Source organism: Neobacillus paridis (assembly GCF_016765675.1).
Taxonomy (GTDB): Bacteria; Bacillota; Bacilli; order Bacillales; family Cytobacillaceae; genus Neobacillus; species Neobacillus paridis.
Window position 1 is genome coordinate 14,179 of the sequence record NZ_JAESWB010000181.1, and the last position, 24,550, is coordinate 38,728.

Below are 24,550 nucleotides of genomic sequence, written 5' to 3' on the forward strand. Positions count from 1 at the left end.
CTATCGGCATGCATGCCAAAAAGCGTTAGCTTCAGCTATAGCGGTAAGATATCCGCCGCTTTAGCCGATCGCTTCCGCTTGACTAAATATTTTTCATGTGTTCCAGCTCATCTTTTGTCAAAGCTTCCCGCCATACCGTGGCACCGAGACCGTTCAATTTTTCTACCAGGTCGCTGTAGCCGCGGTCGATGTGCTCAAGTCCGGTCACTTCGGTAATTCCTTCAGCCATGAGTCCGGCAATGAATAGTGACGCCCCGGCCCGAAGGTCACTGGCCTTCACCTTAGCCCCTTGCAGCTGAATGGGACCATTGATGATCGCCGATCGTCCCTCGACCTTAATATTGGCATTCATTCTTCGGAGCTCATCAATATGTTTAAAACGGGCACCATAAATCGTATCGGTAACTACGCTCGATCCGGCAGCACGCGTTAACAGCGTGGTAAACGGCTGCTGCAGATCAGTGGGAAATCCCGGATATACGAGCGTTTTAATATCAACCGCTTTTAAATTCGGCACTGTTTTGACAAAGATTTGATCATCGCCTGATTCCACGAAGACGCCCATTTCACGCAGTTTGGCAATCACCGATTCCAAATGGAGAGGAATGACATTATCAATGATCACACCCTCGCCCATGGCTGCCGCAAGGATCATATATGTACCTGCTTCAATCCGGTCGGGAATGATGGTATGACGGCAGCCGTTCAAGGTTTCAACCCCTTCAATGCGGATGACATCGGTTCCGGCTCCTTTAATTTTCGCCCCCATATTCGTCAGCAGGGTAGCAACATCAATAATTTCCGGTTCCTTGGCAGCATTTTCAATCACCGTCCGGCCTTTTGCCCGGACCGCCGCCAGCATGATATTAATCGTCGCGCCAACACTGACAACGTCAAGGTAAATCCGGGCGCCATGAAGCTCATCAGCCCGCAGATAAATTGCCCCCTGTTCATTGGTCACTTGAGCACCAAGGGCTTCGAAGCCTTTAATATGCTGATCGATGGGACGCGGTCCTAAATGACAGCCCCCGGGCAGACCAATGACCGCCTTTTTGAAACGGCCGAGCATCGCACCCATAAGGTAGTAGGAGGCACGCAGCTTTTTGACCTTGCCATTTGGCAGCGGCATGGAAATCATCGTGGAAGGGTCCACCGTCATTTCTTCGCTGTTAATGTTTACCCTCCCGCCAATCTCTTCGAGCAGGTCTTTCAAGATTTCCACATCAGAAATATGTGGCAGCCCTTCAATCGTTACCGGTGATTCTGCTAAAATAGTGGCGGGTATGAGTGCAACGGCACTATTTTTAGCACCGCTGACACGCACGGTTCCTTTTAACGAATATCCGCCCGCAATTTTAAGCTTTTCCATTTTCGACTCCCTTCTAAGCCTATATTAAAACAGATTGTTGCAGGCTTACAGCGTTTAGAACCCTATTTTTTAGTGCACTAGTCGACTGGTGAGTCCCTAAGGGCAAAGCCAGAAGCGTAGTTACACGTGTGCTTAAGAAAGCTTATTCTTTCTTATTAGCTAAAAAATCTGGTTTTAAACAGCTTTCAGGTATATTTTTCCAACCATCATACCGAAATTCCGACAGTTTGTCTAACTTATAGTTTACACGAAAATTTCATTTTCATGTATCAATCTGAAAAAAATTTCGCGAAAATGGAAAAATCTGTACTATTTTAGGCCTCTGTCCGGGAATTCCAGTCTTTTAAGAATGCCTCAATTCCTTTATCTGTCAATGGATGCTTCGTCAAGCTCATTAATACTTTGTACGGAATGGTCGCAATATGGGCTCCGCGCAATGCTGCTTCGGTGACATGCATTGGGTGGCGGATCGAAGCAGCGATGATTTCCGTCTCAATTCCATGGATCGCGAAAATTTCGGAAATGGTGGAGATCAGATCCAAGCCGTTTTGCCCAATATCATCCAATCGACCAAGGAATGGGGAGACATAGGTTGCCCCTGCTCTTGCTGCCAAAAGTGCCTGGTTGGCGTTAAAAATTAACGTTACATTTGTTTTGATGCCTTCTTGCGACAAGGCATGAACGGCCTTTAACCCATCCGGCGTCATCGGAACTTTTACGGTAATATTGGGAGCGATCGCCGCCAATTCGCGTCCTTCTTTAATCATTCCTTCGGCATCCAGTGCAATCACTTCGGCGCTGACAGAGCCTGATACGAGGCTGGTAATTTCCTTTAACCGCTGGTGGAACGAAACGCCTTTTTCTTTCGCTACCAGTGAAGGATTAGTCGTTACTCCGGCAAGCAGGCCAAGTTCATGAGCCTCGCGTATTTCATCCAAATTAGCTGTATCAATAAAAAATTTCATGACATTCCCTCCAATTTTTTTATTGAAATGAAAGGTAAAACTTTCGAACACACGGAAACCGCCCTTTTTAAATAGGGCGGTTCGCTTTTTATAATGGTGCCTGACACCAACAATTACGCTTTTTGTGAGGAGCCAAACTCGCGAATTTTGCCAATAACGGTTTCTTTAATCGTTTCGCGTGCAGGTCCTAAGTATTTACGTGGATCATACATCTCCGGATTGGCTGCCAACACTTCGCGAACTGTTTTTGCCGAAGCAATTTGGTTTTCAGTATTGACGTTAATTTTTGCTGTCCCAAGTGAAATCGCTTTTTGAATGTCTTTTGTCGGAATTCCAGTACCACCATGAAGGACTAATGGCACACCAGTGATATTGCCGATTTCTTCCATCTCTTTGAAGCCCAGTTTTGGCTCGCCTTTGTAAGGACCATGAACAGAGCCTAATGCAGGAGCCAAGCAGTCAATGCCAGTTCGCTTAACCAGCTCGTTACATTCGTTAGGATCAGCATAAATGATGCCTTCACCGACTACATCGTCTTCTTGTCCGCCGACAGTGCCAAGTTCTGCTTCAACGGAAACTCCTTTGGCATGAGCATATTCTACTACCTTTGAGGTAATCTCGACGTTTTCTTCAAAAGGGTGGTGCGAAGCATCGATCATTACAGAAGTAAAGCCAGCATCAACCGCTTCTTTACATTTTTCAAAGCTTGAACCATGGTCAAGGTGAATCGCCACAGGAACAGTAATTTTATAATCCTCCATTAATCCTTCAACCATTTTTACAACGGTTTTGAAACCGCCTATATAACGGCCTGCACCCTCAGAGACACCAAGAATAACCGGTGATTTTTCTGCCTCTGCTGCTTGCAGAATCGCCTGGGTATATTCCAGGTTATTAATGTTAAACTGCCCAACAGCATAGCCTTCCGCTTTTGCTTTTTTCAGCATTTCTGTCATTGAAACTAAAGGCATTATGATTCCTCCTTAAATTAGGTCGATGTCCCTTCTCAATTGAGTAGTTCATCTAAATGGTTTCCTACTAAATTGTCAATTATGTATTGAGAACCGTACATCGCCAATTAAAAGTCATATGTATCATATCAAATCAAAAACAGAAATACCATTCATCGGGCACAGTTTTTCAAACTGTCATAATGAAAGCGGATCCACTTAAATTTGGAATCCTAGTTTGCTTTTTGCTGGATATATTTCCTTACGGCTGTACGGATATCATCAATGTCAAATGGTTTGGCAAAATGGGTAATGGCGCCCAGATCTTTTGCTTCCTGGATCATATCCAGCTCACCATAGGCGGTCATGATGATCACACGAATGTCCGGATCGATAACCTTCATTCGTTTTAAAATTTCAATCCCGTCCATCCCTGGTATTTTCATGTCCAAGAGGACAAGATCCGGGGCATGCTTGGTCACGATATCAAGCGCCTGAACTCCATTTGCTGCTTGAAACGTTTTGTATCCTTCCTTTTGAAGTACCTCATTTAGCAAGATCCGAATACCAAATTGATCGTCGACAATTAAAATATTCCCTTTCATCCTTCCACCTCTCCCCAATTTACTAAGATAAAACCTTTAAATCCCCCATTATACATGCTATTATTCTACTTTGTCTGAAAGAATTCCTGCTAATTTCTGTCATGTGATCATTTATTTTGAGGAATTGCTGTCTGTTTTTCTTTTATAGGAGGAAAGCTTATAATTCAGATAGCAAATGAAGGAGGATTTTTATGTTAAAAATGTTTACTACCCAGCTAACTGGTTTATTTAAAAGGATTGCTGATACAGCGGAATTTTCCTTTGAAGATGGGGCACGTCTGCTCGCACAGGCGCCTGCCGGCGACGGCTCGATTTATATTTATGGAGTCGCTGAAATGAAAGCGGTCGAGTTGGAGGCTCTTGAAGGGGCTGAGCCGTTGAATTCGGCGAAACGGTTGGACGACTCGACTGTTTCGGAGTTAACCGAAGCCGACAGGGTGATTATTTTTTCGCGGAATTCCACTGATGAAGCGGCCTTGCGTGTTGCCGGGGAGCTTCAAGGAAAAAACATCCCGTTTGTTGCTGTTTCGACGGTGCTGGACGCAGAGGGCTACAGCGGGCTGGCTGAAATAGCGGATGTGCATATCGATTTAGGGCTGAAGATGGGCCTGATTCCCGATGAATTTGGCGGACGGGTCGGTTATCCGGCGGCGATGGCCGGGCTATATGCTTATTACGGTTTAAAATTTACGATTGATGAGATTTTGGAAGAGTACGAGCTGTGATTGTGTTCTTTTTTTTGATCTAGCTGGTCCCTAGTTGACCCAATAGGGGGTTCCCCTTGATTTCAGGCAAGTAGGGCCGCTCTTATTAACCCAATTAGCGCTTTTTTCTTAATTTCAGGCAAGTAGACCTCCTCTAGTTGACTGAAACAGTTATTTTTCCTGATTTCGGGCAAGTAGACTGCTTCTAGCTTACCCAATAAGTTATTTTTTCTAATTTCGGGCAAGTAGACCTATCCCAAGTCTGCCAGTCTAAATACTTTGACATCTTGCGGCATCTTTGGGACCTGTTTTATCTACGTAAATTATGACAAAAATATCTACACTTTTTCGGCGGATATCTACACTAATTATATTTCCAATTTTTCCAAAAAATAAATTCCTTCAAAAAAAGCCGGTTCCCCCATAATGAGGGGAACTGGCCGATATTCAAATCTTATTTTCCACTAATTGTTGCATGAATAAATTCACGGAATAGCGGCTGCGGACGCGTTGGTCTGGAGACGAACTCCGGATGGAACTGGGAGGCAACAAACCACGGATGATCTTTCAGCTCGATGATTTCCACCAAACGGCCGTCCGGGCTGGTTCCTGAAAATACAAAGCCGGCCTCTTCCATCTCTTGACGATAGTGATTGTTAAATTCATATCGATGGCGGTGGCGCTCATATACCACTTTTTCACCATAGGCGGCAAATGCCTTTGTGCCCTCAGCCAGGCGGCATGGATAAAGGCCCAAACGCAACGTTCCACCCATATTCTCGACATCCTTTTGCTCCGGCAGCAGATCGATCAGCGGATGCTTGGTATCCGGAACAAATTCGGAAGAATGAGCATCATGATAGCCTAGCACATTACGGGCAAACTCAATCGTCGCCAGCTGCATTCCGAGACAGATCCCCAGAAACGGTTTCTTCATCTCGCGGGCATAGCGGGTCGCTTCAATTTTCCCTTCAATGCCACGGTCGCCAAAACCGCCGGGAACGAGAACGCCATCAACATCGTTCAGTAGTTCGGCCACATTTTCACGGGTTACGTCCTCGGAATTGATCCATTTCACTTCGACATCAGCATCAAACGCATAACCGGCGTGCTTCAAAGCCTCAACTACGGAAATATAAGCATCTTGGAGCTCAACATATTTCCCGACAAGACCAATACGGGTTTTTCCTGACAACTTTAGTACCTTATCAGCCAAGGCCTTCCATTCCGTCATGTCAGGGTCTTGGGTGACTAATTTCAAGTGGTCACAGACAATTTGATCCATATGCTGCTCCTGCAGCGCAAGCGGGATCGAATACAAGGTGTCGGCATCGCGGCATTCGATAACAGAACGAGCATCAATATCACAGAACAGAGCAATTTTATCCTTCATATCCTGCGAAATCTCCATTTCCGTGCGGACGACGATAATATTTGGCTGAATTCCGAGGCTGCGCAATTCCTTGACACTGTGCTGGGTTGGCTTCGTCTTCATCTCGCCGGCAGCTTTAATATAAGGAACGAGCGTACAGTGGATGTACATCACATTGTCACGGCCGATATCGCTCTTGATTTGGCGAATTGCCTCTAGAAACGGCAGCGACTCGATGTCACCGACAGTTCCGCCAATTTCGGTAATCACGACATCGGCATTTGTTTCCCTGCCGGCGCGGAAGACACGGTCCTTGATTTCATTGGTAATATGCGGAATCACTTGAACGGTTGCCCCTAAATAGTCGCCGCGGCGCTCTTTGTGCAATACCGAAGAGTAGATTTTTCCTGTTGTCACGTTAGAATATTTGTTTAAATTAATATCGATAAAGCGCTCATAGTGGCCCAAATCCAAATCGGTTTCCGCGCCGTCATCAGTGACAAACACCTCACCATGCTGATACGGGCTCATCGTTCCCGGATCGACATTGATGTATGGGTCAAATTTTTGAATCGTGACACTTAACCCCCGATTTTTCAATAATCTGCCTAAGGAAGCCGCCGTAATTCCTTTTCCAAGCGATGAGACAACACCGCCGGTTACAAAAATATACTTTGTCATACAAATTCCCCCTCTGTTACAGTTTGTACATAATTTAAATTGTTAAAGGGCATTTTTCGAAAAAAACCTTTTCCGCTCGTGTAAAATGAAAAAACCCCACGAAAACGGAGTTTTTCCCATAAAAAAACGCTCCACTTTACATATTGTAAGGGAGCGTATTGTTGATAAATACGAATTGTCCTTTTTTAAGGAGCCCAAACAAGATAATACAAGTTGACGTGAGAAAAGTCAAGGCAAAAAAATTACAGGTCTTCCTCCTCTTCCTCTTCTTCCAACTCTTCATCATCAAGCTCGAGTTCTTCATCAATTTCTTCATCCTCATCGAGGTCGAAGGCTTCATCATCATCCAATATTTCTTCGTCTTCGTCAAAATCATCAACACTATCGATGTCATCAAAATCTTCGTCGTCTTCGACCAAATCTTCATCATCGAATTCATCAATGTCATCATAGTCCTCGTCATCGATTTCATCGTAAACATCCAGATCTTCGTCATCGACAACCTTCTTCGCCTTCTTCTTCCTCGGCTTCACCACGGTCACCACTTCTTCTTCCTGTGTATCAACAGGATACCAAACCCGAAGTCCCCAGCGGTTTTCACCTAATGAAAGAAACCGGCCGTCGACATTGATGTCTGTGTAAAATTGTGACAGACGAGACCGCATTTCTTGTTCAGAAATACCGGCAGCTGCCGAAATTTCCTTGACTAAGTCAAGAAACGAAATCGGCTGTTTGCTGTCTTTTAAAAATTCATACGCCATTTCGATGAGGGATAACTCTAATAACTCCTCTTTTGAGTATTGTGCTAGACTCAAGTACAGCACTTCCTTTCTCTATTTAACACGGCATTATTTAAATATTTACCCAAATGCATATTCACCATTATAAACAAATTCCCTCTGTTTATGCTAGTTCAAACCGCAGTTTGTACGAAAATTTTACTCGCCTTCCTTTTCTTTTTGTTCGCGAAACTTTTTGTATTCTTTGATCGAAACCACCAGAAAGAAAATGGCCAACAATAGAAAAGAAATCGCTCCTAATTGCCGTTCGTACAAGTAATACAATGGCCAGGCAAAAACAAGTAAAATAATAATCATGTGACTGAGCTTCATACGTTGACCACCTGCCATACCCATGGATGTTTGTCCGCTTAGTTTATCATTCTATATGACATTTTAACATAAAAATACAATGGCTTTTAACACCATTGTATTTTTATGAAAAAATTTTAACCGTTATCGCTTCTATTTTTCTATCTATTTTATCATCCCGCTCGCTTGATAAAAGCTGGTGTGCCGCGCCTCCTACATATTCCGGCGGTACTGCCCGCCGACCTCATAAAGGGCCCGGGAAATCTGGCCAAGGCTGGCGACCTTGACGGTTTCCATTAATTCCGCAAAAATATTGCCGCCCGTCACCGCTGTCTCCTTCAACCGGTTCAACGCTGCCGGGGCATCAGAAGCATGTTTTTCCTGGAAGGCACGTAAATTATGAATCTGCAGCTCCTTTTCTTCCTTCGTGGCTCTGGCCAACTCCATCTTATCAATCTCTTCCGCAGCCAGCGGATTCGGGTTCAAATAGGTATTAACGCCGATGATTGGCAGTTCCCCGCTATGCTTTTTCATTTCATAATACATTGACTCTTCCTGAATTTTTCCGCGCTGGTACTGGGTTTCCATCGCCCCGAGGACACCGCCGCGGTCATTCAGGCGGTCAAATTCCTGCAGCACCGCTTCCTCGACAAGGTCGGTCAACTCCTCGATAATAAACGACCCTTGGAGCGGATTTTCATTTTTGGTTAAGCCGTGCTCCTTCGTGATAATCAGCTGAATTGCCATCGCCCGGCGCACCGATTCCTCCGTTGGTGTGGTAATCGCCTCGTCATAGGCATTGGTGTGCAGCGAGTTACAGTTATCATGCAGCGCCATCAACGCCTGCAACGTGGTCCGGATATCGTTAAAATCAATTTCCTGGGCGTGCAGCGAGCGACCCGATGTCTGCACATGGTACTTCAGCTTCTGGCTCCGCTCATTGGCGCCGTATTTTTCGCGCATCACCGTGGCCCAAATGCGCCGCGCCACCCTTCCGATCACGGTATACTCCGGATCGAGACCGTTCGAGAAGAAGAACGACAGATTCGGCGCAAAATCATCAATATCCATACCGCGGCTTAAATAATACTCAACATACGTAAAACCGTTGGCCAGCGTAAATGCCAGCTGCGAAATCGGGTTCGCCCCCGCTTCAGCAATATGGTAGCCGGAAATCGACACTGAATAATAATTGCGCACCTGGTGGTCAATAAAGTACTGCTGAATATCGCCCATCATCCGCAGTGCAAATTCGGTCGAAAAAATGCAGGTATTTTGGCCTTGGTCCTCTTTTAAAATATCAGCCTGGACGGTACCGCGGACGGTTCTTAGCGTATAGGCCTTGACGTCGTTAAACTCCTCGACGGTCAGACACCGGCCCAGCTCGGCCTCTTTCTTCTTCACCTGCTGATCGATCGCCGTATTCATAAACATCGCCAAAATAATCGGCGCCGGTCCGTTTATCGTCATCGAAACCGATGTCGACGGGTGGCAGAGATCAAAGCCGTCATACAGTTTTTTCATATCATCCAGCGTACAAACGCTGACACCGCTCTCGCCGACCTTCCCGTAAATATCCGGGCGGTAATCCGGATCCTCTCCGTAAAGGGTGACCGAATCAAAGGCCGTGCTCAAGCGCTTAGCCGGGTCATCCTTTGATAAATAATGGAAACGGCGGTTCGTCCGTTCCGGTGTCCCTTCGCCGGCAAATTGGCGTTTCGGGTCCTCGCCCTCGCGCTTAAACGGAAAAACCCCTGCTGTATACGGGAAGGAGCCGGGAACATTTTCGCGATACACCCAGCGGAGGATTTCACCATAATCCTTATATTTCGGCAACGCCACCTTAGGAATATCAAGACCGGATAAGCTTTTTGTTTTTAACACGGTCATAATTTCTTTATCGCGGATTCTCGTGACAAACTGGTCACCGCTGTAAGCAGCCTTGGTCGCTTCCCAGCCGTCAAGAATCTTTTTCGACTCCGGCGAGAGCTTTGCTTCGGTTTCCTGCTTGACGGCCTCCAAGGCGGCAACCACCTCGGGCTGATCCTTGACCGCCGCCATCGCTCCTTCAAGCTGGAACAGTTTCCGAGCGAGGTTCGCCTGCTCTTCCGCTTTTTTGTGATAATGGCGGACTGTCTCGGATATTTCTCGCAAGTAATAACGGCGTTCCGCTGGAATGATCACATTTTGTTTTTCAACAGCAGCATTCTTGCTAAAAGTAGTCACCCAATCAGTTCCCGCTTTTTCATTGATTTTTTCAATCAGCGCGGCAAACAGGGCGTTTGTCCCCGGATCGTGGAACTGACTGGCAATCGTGCCATACACCGGCATTTCCGACAGATCCTTTTCAAACAGCATGTGGCTGCGCTGGTATTGCTTTTGCACTTGGTTCTTGGCATCCTCCGAACCTTTGCGCTCGAATTTATTGATCACAATCAAATCGGCAAAGTCGATCATATCGATTTTTTCCAGCTGTGACGGTGCGCCAAACTCACTGGTCATCACATACATCGATACATCGCAGATTTCCGTGATGGCCGCATCTCCTTGGCCAATGCCGCTCGTTTCCACGACGATCAGGTCAAAGCCGGCGGCTTTCACCACCGCGACGGCATCTTGAATTGCCAGTGACAATTCGCTTCTTGATGCCCTTGTAGCCAGACTCCGCATATACACATTGGGTGAAAAAATCGCATTCATCCGGATCCGGTCGCCAAGCAGCGCGCCGCCAGTTTTTTGTTTCGTCGGGTCAACCGACAGAATCGCTACCTTTTTCCCTGGGAATTCATTGAGAAAGCGGCGGATTAACTCATCTGTGAGTGAGCTTTTTCCAGCGCCGCCGGTTCCGGTAATGCCAACAACCGGGACGGCCTTCTCAAGCTGCTTCACTTTTTCCAGCGTACTGGCGGCTTCGGCATTTTGCTCAACATGCAGCTCAGCTAAGGTAATCAGTTTGGCAATCGCATTAACATCGCCAGTCGGTAACTTTTCAATCTCCTCAGAAACGTCGCCGCTGACCGTGGAAAAATCACATTCCTCGATCATCAGGTCAATCATCCCCTGGAGACCCATTTCGCGGCCGTCATCCGGCGAAAAGATCCGGGCGATCCCGTAATCATGCAATTCCTTGATTTCTTTTGGAATGATCACACCGCCCCCGCCGCCGTAGATGCGGATGTGCGGCGCGCCTTTTTCCTGCAATAAGTCATACATGTATTTAAAATACTCAACATGGCCGCCTTGATACGAGGAAATCGCAATTCCCTGAACATCCTCTTGAATCGCGGCATTGACAACCTCCTCAACCGAACGGTTATGACCGAGGTGAATGACCTCTGCACCACTCGATTGAAGAATGCGCCGCATAATATTGATGGAGGCATCATGGCCGTCAAACAGGCTTGACGCCGTTACAAAGCGGATATGGTGTTTCGGCTGATATTTTTTCATCCTGCTCCCCCTTTTGGTTGAAACTGACGTAAACCGGCCAGCAACAGTTCTGTCTGCCGTTCAATATATTCATCAAGCGTAAATAACTTTCGTAAGGCCCAGCGGCGGAAGCCCCACATTTGCCCCTGGACGAAAATATTGTGGGCAATGATTTGAATTTGTGGCTCTGTTAATTCCAATTCACCGTTTTCGACACATTTTTGCAGCAGGTCTGCAAACATGCCGACCATTTCCATTTCCTTTTTTAATACATAGGGCAAGGCATCCTTTGACAGTGATTTCACTTCCTGATACATGACCAGCACCTCGGCCTGCATCTCATCCATTACTTGGAAAAAATTGGCCACCCCAAGTTTCAGACTTTCCAATGTCCCCTGCTTGAGCTCAAGATCCTGCTGCAGGCGCTCGCTGACGTGATCATAAATACTGTCACAAACAAGGTACAGGACGTCCTCCTTGGTCCGAATATATTCGTACAATGTACCGATGCTGAACCCAGCCGCCTTGGCAATCTCCCTTGTGGTTGTTCGGTGAAATCCCTTTTCTTTAAATAGCTGCACAGCCCCTTTGATCATTTGATCACGTCGCTTCTGCACAAGGCGTTCATCCTTGACCGAGGCCTGAACTTCCCGTTTACTCATGCATCTACCGCCTTTGTTCAAAGTAAGCAATCCCTGACAACCGCCATTCTTTTTGGAAAAAAAGCATCGTCAGGGAAATTTGTTTTGTTTTTTTGTGAGTTTTCGGATGCCGGATGGCTGGTTAGAAAAATCGCCGCCAGAAGTTGTCTGGGTTACGGCAAAACTAGGTTGTGATCACTTTTTCTACCACAAAGTGGCTTGGTTAGATAAGACTAGGTTGGATCACTTTTCCCACCGCGCATCGTGTAGGTTTCCGCCCAACTGAGGTGGCGAATCCTTTTTTCCAGCCCCGCGCTGTTCGTTTATTTTGTCAGCATCCGGGAAATCACGAGACGCTGGATTTCCTGAGTGCCCTCATAAATTTGTGTAATCTTGGCATCACGCATGAAGCGTTCAACCGGGTAATCCTTTGTATAACCGTAGCCGCCAAAGATTTGCACCGCTTCGGTCGTCACCTTCATCGCAGTGTCGCCAGCAAACAGCTTCGACATCGCTGATTCTTTGCCGTACGGAAGCCCGTTTGATTCAAGCCAGGCTGCCTGATAGGTTAATAGTCTTGAAGCTTCAACCGCTGTTGCCATGTCGGCCAGCTTGAAGCTGATGCCTTGGTTGGCGGCGATTGGTTTGCCAAATTGATGGCGTTCCTTTGCATACTCGACAGCGGCGTCCAGCGCACCTTGAGCAATTCCGACTGCTTGGGCAGCGATCCCGTTGCGCCCGCCATCAAGGGTCATCATGGCAATTTTAAAGCCTTGCCCTTCTTCGCCGAGACGGTTTTCAACCGGAACCTTACAATCTTCAAAAATAATTTCCGTTGTCGGCGAGGAACGAATGCCCAGTTTCTTTTCTTTTTTGCCAACCGAGAAGCCTGGGAAGTCTTTTTCGATAATGAATGCCGTTGTTCCTCTTTGCTTGTTGCTCGGGTCGGTTAAGGCAAAGACGACGTAAATATCCGCCTGACCACCGTTGGTGATGAAAATTTTCGAGCCATTGAGGACATAATGGTCGCCATCGAGTTTCGCCGTTGTTCGCATTCCGCCGGCATCCGAACCGCTGCCCGGCTCCGTTAAGCCGTAGGCACCGATTTTGCTGCCTTCCGCCAACGGACGAAGGTATTTCTGCTTTTGCTCCTCGCTGCCAAATTTGTAGATCGGCCAGCTGGCCAGTGAAGTGTGGGCAGAAAGGGTCACACCGATCGATGAATCCACGCGTGATAACTCCTCGACAGCAATACAATAAGCAAGGTAATCACTGCCAATACCACCGTACTCTTCCGGCCAAGGAATCCCCGTCAAGCCAAGCTCTGCCATCTTGTCAAAAAGTTCGCGGTCAAAGCGCTCTTGCTCGTCTCTTTCCGCTGCAGTTGGGGCAACTTCGTTTCTGGCAAAATCACGCACCATTTTCCGAATCATTTCATGTTCTTCTGTTAATTTAAAGTTCACTGGGTGAACCCCCCTTTGTGAATGTTTTTTTACATAATGTTGTGGATTATTTACGAATTAGAGTGACTTTTTTACGAAATTCCTAGTGGATTATTCAAAAGTTGGCAATCTGCTAGAAATCAGCAGTTTGTTTTTACGTATCTCAAAGACTTTTTTACGAATTTGAATGATTTTTTTGCGAAATTGCTAATGGATTATTCAAAAGTTGGCAATCTGCTAGAAATCAGCAGTTTGTTTTACAAATGCTTGCTGATGACGATTCTTTGGATTTCGCTCGTGCCTTCGTAAATTTCCGTTACTTTAGCATCGCGGAAATAGCGCTCTACTGGGTAATCCTTCGTGTAGCCATAGCCTCCGAACACTTGAATCGCTTCGGTCGTCACTTCTACTGCTGTTCGGCTGGCAAACAATTTTGCCATTGAAGCTTCCATTCCGCACTTCAGACCATGAGAGCGTAGATCGGCGGCGCGATAGACTAATAATTTTGCTGCTTCAACACTTGTCGCCATATCAGCTAGCTTAAAGGCAATCCCTTGCTGGGCGGCGATTGGTTTACCAAATTGATATCGCTCTTTGGCATAAGCAGTGGCCGCATCGAGCGCCGCTTCGGCAATACCGAGCGCCTGCGCAGCAATCCCGATGCGGCCGGCGTCAAGGTTGGCCATGGCAATTTTAAAACCTTCCCCCTCCTTGCCAAGCAGATTAGCTTTCGGTACACGCATATTGTCAAATGTCAACTGGACCGTTCTTGAACCGTGCAGGCCCAGTTTCTTTTCATCCTTGCCTACACATAAGCCAGGGGTGTTTTTTTCGACAATAAAAGCAACAATTCCTTTGGTGCCCAGTTGCGGTTCGGTCGTAGCAAAAACAATATAGACATCCGCTTCACCGCCGTTCGTGATAAACAGCTTCGAGCCGTTCAATACATACTCATCACCATCGCGGACAGCTCGTGTTTTCAGACTGGCGGCATCCGACCCAGCACTTGGCTCGGTCAGGCAAAAAGCGCCTAAGTACTCGCCTGCTGCCAGCTTCGGCACGTATTTTTGTTTCTGCTCTTCGGTGCCAAAATAAACAATCGGGTTCGTGCCGACCGATGTGTGCACGGAAAGAATCACCCCCATCGTCGCGCTCACCTTGGCAAGCTCATGGATCGCGATAATATAGGAGGTGAAATCCATTGCCGCCCCGCCATAAGCCTCTGGAATCGGGATCCCCATCAGACCGAGCTCCCCCATTTTCCGGAGAATCTCACGAGGGAATTCGCCGTTTTCCATGTTTTCGATAAATGGAGCGATTTCCGCCTGAGCAAAATCACGCACCATTTTGCGCATCATCTGTTGTTCTTCTGTAAAAGTAAGATTCATGTTGGTCTCCCCTTCAGAGGATAGTTTTTGTTGATTCGCGGATATCGATTGGCAATTCGCCGAGATCTGATATTGAATCGCCGATATGTAGTAGCAATTCGCCGATATCCGGCATTGAATCGTCGAAATATGACCCGAAACCGCCGATATCTGACCCAGATCCGCTAATATAATCCAGATTTCCGCTGACTAAATCATTTCTGCAGATAAAGCAGCTTTATTCGTAGACGTAAAAGCCGCGTCCGGTCTTCTTGCCAAGCCAGCCTGCCTTGACATATTTGCGCAGCAGCGGGCATGGGCGGTATTTATCGTCGCCGAAGCCATCATGGAGCGTTTCCATAATATATAAGCAGGTGTCCAGCCCGATAAAATCAGCTAATGTTAATGGCCCCATCGGATGGTTCATGCCGAGCTTCATCACTTCATCAATGGCTTCTTTCGTGGCCACGCCCTCGTACAAGGTATAAATCGCTTCATTGATCATCGGCATTAACACGCGGTTAGCCACAAATCCCGGGAAGTCGTTCACTTCCACCGGCACTTTGTTTAACGTTTTTGTCATATCTTCAATCACCTGATATACCTCGTCAGCCGTTGCTAAGCCGCGGATAATTTCCACCAGCTTCATCACCGGCACCGGGTTCATAAAGTGCATCCCGATGACTTTTTCCGGGCGCTTTGTTACCGCGGCAATTTCCGTAATTGGCAATGACGAGGTGTTGCTTGCCAAAATCGTATGTTCCGGGGCAATCTCATCCAGTTGAGCAAAGATTTTTGCCTTGATCTCCATATTTTCCACCGCTGCTTCGATAACAAGATCGACTTCGCTCGCGTCTTGTAAATCGATAGATGGAGTCAGGTTATTTAATACTGCCTGTTTTTGCTCCTCTGTAAGGCGGCCCTTGTCGACATTGCGGGTTAAATTTTTGTTGATCACTCTAAGCCCACGCTCAACAAATTCCAGTTTCAAATCATTTAACAGTACCTTGTAACCTGCCTGAGCACAAACCTGGGCAATCCCCGAGCCCATTTGCCCTGCTCCGACTACCATTACTTTTTCAACTGTCATATTGCTCCCCCCTCTGTTTTTAGTGATTGGATATTTAAAAAATTGCTTTGGACATTTTTTGGGTGGTTTTGGACATTTTTTCAAACGTTTTGGACAAATAGACAAATATCGGTACCAGTACGTTCACTATTGCCCCTTTGGTACCTCAATCATCACGGCATCGCCCTGGCCGCCGCCGGAGCAGATCGCGGCAATCCCGATCCCGCCGCCGCGTCGCTTCAATTCATGGATTAATGTAATGATAATTCTTGCTCCACTTGCACCGATCGGATGTCCGAGAGCAACAGCGCCACCATTGACATTAATTTTTTCCGGATCCAATCCGGCGATTTGACTGCTCGCTAACGTGACAGCGGCAAATGCTTCATTAATTTCAAACAAATCGATATCTGCCAGGCTTTTGCCGGTTTTTCGCAAAATTTCATTGATGACGAAGCCCGGTGTCTTAGGAAAGTCCTTTGCCTCCACGGCGACCGCCGCCTGCCCGATAATCACTGCCTCCACCTTGCGGCCTTCACGCGCCGCCCGCTCCTCACTCATGAGCACCAGGGCACCGGCCCCATCATTCACTCCGGGGGCATTTCCGGCGGTAATGGTCCCTTCACCATTAAAAGCCGGTTCCAGCTTTGCCAGCTTTTCTAGGGATGTATCCTTCCGTGGCGATTCATCATGCTCGACGATTACCGGGGCACCTTTGCGCTGCGGTACCTCAACAGCAACAATTTCTTCGGCAAATTTGCCGCTCTCGATGGCGGCAAGTGCCCGTTGGTGACTCCTAAATGCCCACTCATCCTGGGCTTCGCGGCTGAGTCCCATTTCCTCAGCGGTTGAGTTCCCATATGTGCCCATGTGAACCCCGGTGAAGCTGCAGCTTAAACCGTCGTGAATCATTAAATCTTTCACAGCCGCATCGCCCATCCTTAAGCCCCATCTTGCTTTTGGTAAAAAATACGGGGAGTTGCTCATCGATTCCATACCCCCGGCAACAATCACTTCTTCCTCACCCAGGCGGATGATTTGATCCGCCAAGGTCACGCTGCGTAAGCCCGAGGCACATACCTTGTTGATGGTTTCTGTCTTTACTTCCCATGGTAATCCAGCGTTCCGGGCAGCCTGTCGCGACGGAATTTGCCCTTGCCCGCCTTGTAAAACGGTTCCAAAAATAACTTCACCAACATCTTTTGGCGCCACATCAGCCCTTTTTAGCGCTGCTTTAATGGCGATCCCCCCAAGTTCAACGGCGGAAAGGCTGCTCAAGGCCCCGCCGAATTTGCCAAACGGTGTTCGAACTCCGCTTAAAATAACTGTTCTCCCCATTCAAAAAAGTCCCCCTTTTGCCAATATTTAGTCAGGTGTGTTTATATAGAAACTCGCCAGCTGACGAACCCAAAGAGCGACGACAGAGGCGAAGTTTGCTAGAAAGAATTGTGCTTTCATCAGACATTTTTCCATTAGCTATAAAAGCTATGGTTTACCGAGCGACTGAACGCTCGCTCAATAGGAAGCAAAAAACGAACGCAGACCCAGATTCCCAGCCCACGTAAAATACGCAATGAAAGCGTTTTATGCACATTTCTATTTTACACAAAAAATAGCAGAAGTTGAATTGTTTTTCATAAAATTCCAAAATTTTATTTTCAACCTCTGCTATTGTAATAATTGATAGGTTCTTAGGCTAATTAGAGGCGTGTTTTCGCCAATTGGAGTGTGCCTCCCGCCAATTGATGAAGGTTTTTCGCCAATTGGAGTGTGTCTCCCGCCAATTGACGAAGGTTTTTCGCCAATTGGAGTGCATCTCCCGACAATTGACGAAGCCCTCCCGCCAATTGATCACTGTTATCCGCTAATTGCCACTGCCTGGCACCCAGCTAGGAGCACGTTACCCTGCAATTGTTGCTGGTTCACCGCAGACAGCTTTTTCGAGAAGCTCAGCGACATCGTAAGTGCTGATCTTGTCTTCCACTTCCTTCGCTTTCGTTCCGTCAGACAGCATTGTTAAGCAGTATGGGCAGGCGGAGCTGATCATCGTGGAATGAGTCTCCAGCGCCTGTTCGGTCCGTGCGACATTGATCCGTTGACCGGTATCCTCTTCCATCCACATCAGACCGCCGCCAGCGCCGCAGCACATTGCTCGGTCGTGGTTGCGCTCCATTTCTACAAGCTTCACTCCTGGAATCGCTTTTAAAATCTCGCGCGGCGGATCGTACACTTCGTTGTAGCGTCCTAAATAGCAGGAATCATGGAACGTAATCGTTTCATTGACGGCATGCTTCGGAACGAGTTTGCCGTCACGGACAAGCTGATAGAGAATTTCCGTATGATGATAGACCTCGACACCCTCCAATCCGAAATCAGGGTATTCATTTTTGAAAATATTATAGGCATGCGGGTCAGTGGTGACGATCTTCTTTACGCCCGCTTTCTCAAATTCCTCAATGTTTTTCGTTGCTAATTCCTGGAACAGGAACTCGTTGCCAAGGCGGCGTGCAGTGTCGCCGGAGTTCTTTTCTTTGTTGCCAAGAATAGCAAATTTCACGCCGGCTTCGTTTAATAGCTTGGCAAATGACAAGGCAATCTTCTGGCTGCGGTTGTCAAAAGAACCCATCGAACCAACCCAAAAGAGGTATTCGAACTCTTCACCGGCTTTGTTCATTTCTTTTACCGTTTTGACTTCCACGTCTTCGCGAAGCTCGCGCCAGTTTTCCCGCTCTTTGCGGTTCAAGCCCCATGGGTTGCCTTGACGTTCAATGTTGGTCATTGCACGCTGGGCATCCGGGTTCATTTTTCCTTCTGTTAACACCAGATAACGGCGCAGGTCGATGATTTTTTCAACATGCTCGTTCATGACCGGACATTGATCTTCACAGTTGCGGCAGGTGGTGCACGCCCAGATTTCCTCTTCGGTAATGACATCGCCAATCAGGCTCGGGCTGTACACGGCAGAGGCCGCCGATTCCTGTACTCCTTGTGCGGCAGCCGCGATCGCCAGCTGGTTTCCTTGTGTATGGTTAAACGCAAATGTCGGCACCCACGGCTTTTTCGACGTCACGGCAGCACCATAATTGGTCAAGTGGTCACGCATTTTCAGGATTAAATCCATCGGTGACAGCATCTTTCCAGTGCCAGTTGCCGGACACATGTTGGTACAGCGGCCGCACTCCACACAGGCGTAAAAATCAACCATTTGCAGCTGGGTGAAATCTCCAATTTTTCCTACTCCAAAGGATTCCTGTGACTCATCTTCAAAATCAATCTTTGATAATTTACCGGGATTTTCTAAACGGTTTAAATAAACGTTCGCCGGCCCGGCAATTAAGTGGGCGTGTTTGCCCTGCGGCACATAGACCAGGAAGGAAAGCAGGAATAATAGGTGGAACCACCAAGCGATATAGAAAATCACAATTGAAGCCGTTTCACCGACTCCCGCCAAAGCCATTGAAATGACCGAAGCAACCGGTTCAGTCCATGACGGATCCTCACCGTGCCAGATGATGCCGGCACCGTTTCCTAACAGGACGGAAAGCATCAGGCCGCCGATAAAAATCAATACCAGCCCATTTTTAAAGCCACGCTTTAGGCGAACCAATTTTTCAATGTAACGACGGTAGAAAGCCCAAACAACCGCGACTAAAATCATTAATGTGACAATTTCCTGGAAGAAGGTAAAAGCTGGATACAACGGGCCCAGCGGCAGATGGGAACCCGGTTTAATCCCCTTCCAAATGAAATCAATCGCGCCAAATTGCACAAGAATAAAGCCGTAAAAGAACATGACGTGTATTGCGCCGCTCTTTTTATCCTTTAACAGCTTTTTTTGGCCAAAAACCATAACCCAAATTTTACGCAGCCGTTCCTTTACATTGTTGTCAAACTCCGTCTTTTTCCCAAGCTTAATATATTCAATCCGGGTTTTGACAACATAGGTGAACAGGCTCACAGCGTAAGCGGTTACGGCGAGAAACGCAATGAGGTTAACCCATAGTAGACCATTCATGAAAATGCTCCTTTCGTTTGATCCTCCGCTATAATCTTTTTAAGTTGTAGAAAATGGCTAATTTTCTGAACTAAGCTTGTTTCTATTTTATATAATGAATGAGCATTCAGTCAATCTATTTTTATACTTTTAAATTCTTTTAAAAAAATTATGTAAATACCAAATTTTCAGAAATATACTTATCTCTATTATAGTATGAAAGGTCGCTCAGTCAACCTATTTTTGCAAGATTCTCCTCACTTATAGAAAATGGCTGCCTTGGAAAAACTAATTCCACTGATTGGGGGAATTCCTAATGAAGGTATTGGGTATTTGCATATTTCTTATCATGATCTGGCTCATTCTTGATTTTAGCCTGGGAAGAAAGCAGCATCTTTCGCGTGTTTCGAAACGGGAAACCCCGTTTCTCCACAGCAATTTTGAAATTTTTACGAATGGTAAAGAGCTGATTCACGATTATTTTAACAGTTTGCGGCAGGCGAAAAAACAGATTCATGTTTTATTTTACATTGTTAAAAATGATGCGATCAGCAAGGAATTCCTGACGATTTTAAAAGAAAAGGCACTGGAAGGGATCGAAGTGCGGCTGCTGCTTGATCGGCTCGGCTGCCTCAAGGTGAAACAAGCAGTTGTGAAGGAGTTACGGCAGGCGGGTGTGCAAGTGGCTTTTAGTGCTCCTGTAAAATTGCCCTTTTTGTTTTATTCAGCCCAGGTGCGGAACCATCGAAAAATATCCGTCATTGATGAGAACATCGGCTATCTTGGGGGATTTAATATTGGCAAAGAATATATCGACGCTGGCCCGCCGAAGCTGCGGCCATGGCGGGATTATCATGTAAAAATCAGCGGTGAAGGTGTAAACGAGTTACAAAAAGAGTTCTTGCTAGATTGGCAGCACGCGACGAGTGAAGATGTTTTTCTTAGCTGGCCTGGACCTGTCGGTATGGCCGTCAATTGGGAAGCAGCGGCAGAGCTTACCTTTCCTTTGGGATGTAGAATGGGCGCCAGTCGCCACCAATTCATTGCAACGGAGGCCAATCAGCTGGAAAAACAGTTTATTGAATTAATCCGAATGGCAGAAAAGGAAATCATCATTGGCACGCCTTATTTTATTCCCAGCCGCGAGATTTTGGATGAATTGCTGGCGGCGCTAAAGCGGGGTGTCCGTCTTTTGGTTGTCGTTCCGTACTATGCCGATCATCCGCTCGTGCAGGAGGCTTCCTATCGCTTTTTTCGGCGTCTGCTGCGTGAGGGTGCTGTCGTTTATCAGTATAAAAACGGTTTTTATCATGCGAAAACATTTGTAGTAGACGATAAAGTCTGTGACGTCGGCACTGCCAATTTTGATAAGCGCAGTCTTTACCTAAACAAGGAAATCAACTGTTACATCTATGATTCAGTCTTTATTACCCGCCTTAAGGCGGTGTTAGAAAAGGACATTCAGGATTCCGAACGATTGTCATTGGAAACTTTGGAAAAACCAAATTTGCTTAGGACGGTGAAAGAAGCTACAGCCTATTGTCTTTCTTATTTTTTGTAATCAACTGTAAACTCGCGACTGGCGAGTCTGTAAGGACAGTTCATGAGGCGTAGTTGAATTAATGCGACATAGGGAGGAGCTGTCCAGGAAGTCCATTTTTGAGTAAAAAACACCGAAAATAAAAACCCAAGAATGCCGTAAAATCAACATTCTTGGGTTTATCTATTTTTAATTTTCGGGCTGAAAAACCACTTTTCGTACCTCCCCTCCTATTAGCCAAGAAAAGAGTCCCCGAGCGGTTTCGGAGACTCTTTTCTAGTCTTCAATTAAATTGAGCACCGGGACATCCTGTTCATTGTCCGGGTCTTTTCGGGAATAAATCCGCGCCATTTTCGTTTTCTCATCGACATGCTGAATGATCACCGGCGTGCCATTGTAGGTCACATGAATCATGTCAGCAGACTCGAGAATTTCCTTCGCTCTTCCCACATTCATAGATTTGGCCCACTCCTCGCAAAAAAATACATTACTACTATTTGCATTTTTTTGGATATTATTCATACGAGTGCTCCGGTTGAAAATGGATTTCCAACTGAAAAGTGCCGGCGGGCGCCCCCTGCATCTCGAAATCATAGATGATATCGATTTGGCCGCTGCCATTTTCCTGAGAGGTGAATTCCATTTTTTTCGCCAATGTGGCCGTTTCAAATGCCCCCAGCGATAGCTCATAGCTGCCCGGGAGCTTCTGCTGCAGCCGAAATGGCAGCCGCATTTTAATGGCCCCGCTGCGTAAAATCAGCATTTCCTCTTGTGATACTTTTACGATGGTACGAATAGTGCCTACCTCTTCTAATACTTCCTCATACTGCAAATAGGCAGCCCGCTCTTTTTGAAAGTAGCGGCCAAACACGATCAGTTCCACTGGCGCAGCATCGTTTATGGTGGTTTTCACGGAAATTTTTACAGGTATTTCATTTGTCGTCAAAAAAGTGCACTTCCTTTTTATTTTTTAAAACTGCTTGGATTTTGGATTCGCTAATAAATTGCTTGGATTCGCTAATAAAAGCTATAAATTCGCGAATAAAACTCATTTTTCCGCTAATATACCGGGGGAAATCGCTAATATAGTATAAGTCCAGGTCTAGCTCTGCATAAAACAAAAGATGTCCGTCCTATTGGGAGCAGACATCTCAATTGTATCATCACTATTTCACCCATCCGAGCAGCATTTCGCGAATCAATTTGCTTGCCGTATTGGCGGTTTGCTCGGAAACATCGTAAATCGGGGCAACCTCTACAAGATCGGCGCCGACCACGTTTACTTGCGACCGGGCAATCTCATGAATCGATGCCAGCAGCTCTTTTGAGGTAATCCCGCCGGCTTCGACCGTGCCGGTTCCAGGCGCGTGGGACGGATCGAGTACATCGATATCAATGGTGACATAGACCGGGCGTCCGGCCAGCTTTGGCAGTACTTCCTTTAACGGCTCCAGCACTTCAAATTTGGAAATGTGCATGCCATTTTGCTTCGCCCACTCAAATTCCTCTTTCATCCCGGAGCGGATTCCAAATGAATAGACATTGGACGGCCCCATCAGTTCGGCAATCTTCCGAATTGGAGTTGAATGTGACAACTCTTCGCCTTCGTATTGTTCGCGAAGGTCGGTATGGGCATCCATATGGATAATGGCCAGATCGGGATATTTTTTATAAACAGCCCGCATGACCGGCCAGGAGACCAGGTGCTCTCCGCCCATTCCCAGCGGAAACTTGTCGGCTTCGAGTATTTTTTTGACAAATTCCTCTATCAAATCAAGGCTGCGCTGCGGATTGCCAAACGGCAGCGGAATATCACCGGCATCAAAATATTTAATTTCATCCAGCTCGCGGTCAAGATATGGACTGTACTCCTCCAGCCCAATCGACACCTCGCGAATCCGCGCCGGGCCAAACCGCGACCCGGGCCGATAACTCACCGTCCAATCCATCGGCATCCCATAAATCACAACCTGACTCTCCTCATAATTCGGATGACTCTTAATAAACACATTTCCTGAATAAGCCTCATCAAAACGCATCGCGGCATTCCTCTCTTTCTATGTAATAGGTGTTAATAGTGGTGATAAAGTAGTGTCACAATATTGGTGTCAGGCACCATCTGTGGACACGATTCCACGTGGGGTGGACACATTTTTTGTATATTTGCCTTTTAATGGTAGACTGAATGACTCTACGTGACCGAGTTCTCTTTTTTTTACCCCGTTCGGGCAACTAGAACTCCTCTACTTGACCGCGAACACCTTTTTTCATCACGTTGGGGAGCGTAGACTCCCCGACTTTACCAGGTAGATTTTTTTACACCTTGAAGAACCTACCCGTTAACCTACTGCAGCAATTCCTGGACAAATTTTGGCAGGATGAATGCTGCTTTGTGCAATTCTTTCGTGTAGTACTTTGTTTCGATGTCGTGGAAGCTGTCGTCGCTGACGGCGAGAGGGTCATACACCTTCGAACCGATGGTAAATGCCCACAGGCCGCTAGGATAGGTTGGGATGTTGGCAAGATACAAACGGGTAATCGGAAAAATTTCGCGAACATCCCGCTGGACATTGCGAATCAGCTCTCCCTTGAACCATGGGTTATCCGACTGGGCAACAAACAGTCCGTCCTCCTTCAGCGCCTTGGAAATCCCGGCATAGAACCCCTTCGTGAACAGATTCACGGCCGGCCCGATCGGCTCAGTGGAATCCACCATGATACAATCGTATTCATTTTCGCTGTTGGCAATATGCATGAAGCCGTCAGCCACCCGCACCTCTACGCGCGGGTCATCGAGCCAGCCGGCAATTTCCGGGAGAAACTTTTTTGAATATTCTATCACCTTTCCATCAATATCGACAAGCGTTGCCTTCTTTACACTTGGGTGCTTTAACACCTCGCGGATGACACCGCCGTCGCCGCCGCCGACAACGAGCACATTCTCCGGATTAGGGTGGGTAAACAGCGGTACGTGGGCGACCATCTCATGATAGACAAATTCGTCTTTCACCGAGGTCATCACCATGCCGTCGAGCAGCAGCATGTTGCCCCATTCGGCAGTTTCCACCATCTCTAGCATTTGATATTCGGTTTTTTCTGTATGTAAGGTTTTATTCACTTTCATGGTAATGCCAAAGTTTTCAGTTTGCTTTTCAGTAAACCAAAGTCCAGCCAATAGAATCATCCTTCCTAGTTTTTCTCAGCCATCACTCCTAAGCAGCGCCCGCTGACGCTTTCAAATTTTATCCTACCCAAACTATTGAATTACAATCATCAGAATTTGTCTAGTAAAAATCTGAAAGATTTTAACCCGTAAAGGTTTAAAACCAAG

General features: G+C 46.8%; 20 protein-coding genes. 2 read left to right on the forward strand and 18 right to left on the reverse strand.

Annotated elements, in window-relative coordinates:
- Positions 1–82: 82 nt before the first annotated feature.
- The 4 genes from murA to JK635_RS13155 all read right to left on the reverse strand — a co-directional run bounded on the left by murA (position 83) and on the right by JK635_RS13155 (position 3,889).
- Entirely contained in the window at positions 83–1,369 is a 1,287-nt protein-coding gene (gene murA / locus JK635_RS13140; RefSeq protein WP_202654423.1) for a UDP-N-acetylglucosamine 1-carboxyvinyltransferase, read from the reverse strand.
- Between the two features lie 314 nt (positions 1,370–1,683).
- A complete protein-coding gene (fsa, locus tag JK635_RS13145; protein ID WP_202654424.1) occupies positions 1,684–2,334 on the reverse strand; it encodes a fructose-6-phosphate aldolase in 651 nt (216 codons plus the stop codon).
- Positions 2,335–2,447: 113 nt separating this feature from the next.
- Positions 2,448–3,305 carry a class II fructose-bisphosphate aldolase gene (locus JK635_RS13150; RefSeq protein ID WP_202654425.1) on the reverse strand — a complete coding sequence of 286 codons (858 nt, stop codon included), beginning with the start codon at positions 3,303–3,305 and terminating at the stop codon, positions 2,448–2,450.
- Between the two features lie 212 nt (positions 3,306–3,517).
- Positions 3,518–3,889 carry a response regulator gene (locus JK635_RS13155; protein WP_202654426.1) on the reverse strand — a complete coding sequence of 124 codons (372 nt, stop codon included), beginning with the start codon at positions 3,887–3,889 and terminating at the stop codon, positions 3,518–3,520.
- A gap of 191 nt (positions 3,890–4,080) precedes the next feature.
- Between JK635_RS13155 and JK635_RS13160 the strand changes: the two genes are divergently transcribed.
- Positions 4,081–4,614, forward strand: a complete 534-nt coding sequence (locus JK635_RS13160; RefSeq protein WP_202654427.1) for a DUF2529 domain-containing protein — start codon at positions 4,081–4,083, stop codon at positions 4,612–4,614.
- Between the two features lie 433 nt (positions 4,615–5,047).
- Here JK635_RS13160 and pyrG read toward each other — a convergent pair whose 3' ends face one another.
- From pyrG to JK635_RS13210, 10 genes are all read right to left on the reverse strand, one after another.
- The gene (pyrG, locus tag JK635_RS13165; RefSeq protein WP_202654428.1) at positions 5,048–6,646 is read right to left on the reverse strand and encodes a CTP synthase; all 1,599 of its coding nucleotides are present in this window, start codon (positions 6,644–6,646) and stop codon (positions 5,048–5,050) included.
- Positions 6,647–6,888: 242 nt separating this feature from the next.
- Positions 6,889–7,461 carry a DNA-directed RNA polymerase subunit delta gene (rpoE, locus tag JK635_RS13170; RefSeq protein ID WP_202654429.1) on the reverse strand — a complete coding sequence of 191 codons (573 nt, stop codon included), beginning with the start codon at positions 7,459–7,461 and terminating at the stop codon, positions 6,889–6,891.
- 123 nt (positions 7,462–7,584) lie between these two features.
- A complete protein-coding gene (locus JK635_RS13175) occupies positions 7,585–7,758 on the reverse strand; it encodes a hypothetical protein (protein WP_202654430.1) in 174 nt (57 codons plus the stop codon).
- 192 nt (positions 7,759–7,950) lie between these two features.
- Positions 7,951–11,187 carry a fused isobutyryl-CoA mutase/GTPase IcmF gene (gene icmF / locus JK635_RS13180; protein WP_202654431.1) on the reverse strand — a complete coding sequence of 1,079 codons (3,237 nt, stop codon included), beginning with the start codon at positions 11,185–11,187 and terminating at the stop codon, positions 7,951–7,953.
- Positions 11,184–11,828, reverse strand: a complete 645-nt coding sequence (locus tag JK635_RS13185; RefSeq protein WP_202654432.1) for a TetR/AcrR family transcriptional regulator — start codon at positions 11,826–11,828, stop codon at positions 11,184–11,186. The genes icmF and JK635_RS13185 overlap by 4 nt, the downstream gene beginning before the upstream one ends.
- Positions 11,829–12,130: 302 nt before the next feature.
- Positions 12,131–13,270, reverse strand: a complete 1,140-nt coding sequence (locus tag JK635_RS13190; RefSeq protein WP_202654433.1) for an acyl-CoA dehydrogenase — start codon at positions 13,268–13,270, stop codon at positions 12,131–12,133.
- A gap of 236 nt (positions 13,271–13,506) precedes the next feature.
- The gene (locus tag JK635_RS13195) at positions 13,507–14,637 is read right to left on the reverse strand and encodes an acyl-CoA dehydrogenase (protein WP_202654434.1); all 1,131 of its coding nucleotides are present in this window, start codon (positions 14,635–14,637) and stop codon (positions 13,507–13,509) included.
- 217 nt (positions 14,638–14,854) lie between these two features.
- Positions 14,855–15,706: a 3-hydroxybutyryl-CoA dehydrogenase gene (locus JK635_RS13200; RefSeq protein WP_202654435.1), complete on the reverse strand. Its 852-nt coding sequence runs from the start codon at positions 15,704–15,706 to the stop codon at positions 14,855–14,857.
- 126 nt (positions 15,707–15,832) lie between these two features.
- A complete protein-coding gene (locus JK635_RS13205) occupies positions 15,833–17,023 on the reverse strand; it encodes an acetyl-CoA C-acetyltransferase (RefSeq protein WP_202654436.1) in 1,191 nt (396 codons plus the stop codon).
- A gap of 562 nt (positions 17,024–17,585) precedes the next feature.
- The gene (locus JK635_RS13210; protein ID WP_202654437.1) at positions 17,586–19,700 is read right to left on the reverse strand and encodes a (Fe-S)-binding protein; all 2,115 of its coding nucleotides are present in this window, start codon (positions 19,698–19,700) and stop codon (positions 17,586–17,588) included.
- A 295-nt stretch (positions 19,701–19,995) separates the two neighbouring features.
- Between JK635_RS13210 and cls the strand changes: the two genes are divergently transcribed.
- Positions 19,996–21,240, forward strand: coding sequence for a cardiolipin synthase (gene cls / locus JK635_RS13215; RefSeq protein WP_202654438.1), 1,245 nt, complete (start codon positions 19,996–19,998; stop codon positions 21,238–21,240).
- 255 nt (positions 21,241–21,495) lie between these two features.
- Here the strand turns inward: cls and JK635_RS13220 are convergent, their stop codons facing one another.
- From JK635_RS13220 to speE, 4 genes are all read right to left on the reverse strand, one after another.
- A complete protein-coding gene (locus JK635_RS13220) occupies positions 21,496–21,675 on the reverse strand; it encodes an H-type small acid-soluble spore protein (protein WP_202654439.1) in 180 nt (59 codons plus the stop codon).
- Positions 21,676–21,733: 58 nt separating this feature from the next.
- On the reverse strand, positions 21,734–22,165 hold the full coding sequence (locus JK635_RS13225) for a YwiB family protein (protein WP_235888091.1): 432 nt from the start codon (positions 22,163–22,165) through the stop codon (positions 21,734–21,736).
- Between the two features lie 220 nt (positions 22,166–22,385).
- Positions 22,386–23,258 carry an agmatinase gene (speB, locus tag JK635_RS13230; RefSeq protein WP_202654440.1) on the reverse strand — a complete coding sequence of 291 codons (873 nt, stop codon included), beginning with the start codon at positions 23,256–23,258 and terminating at the stop codon, positions 22,386–22,388.
- Between the two features lie 305 nt (positions 23,259–23,563).
- A complete protein-coding gene (speE, locus tag JK635_RS13235; RefSeq protein WP_202654441.1) occupies positions 23,564–24,394 on the reverse strand; it encodes a spermidine synthase in 831 nt (276 codons plus the stop codon).
- Between the last annotated feature and the right edge of the window lie 156 nt (positions 24,395–24,550).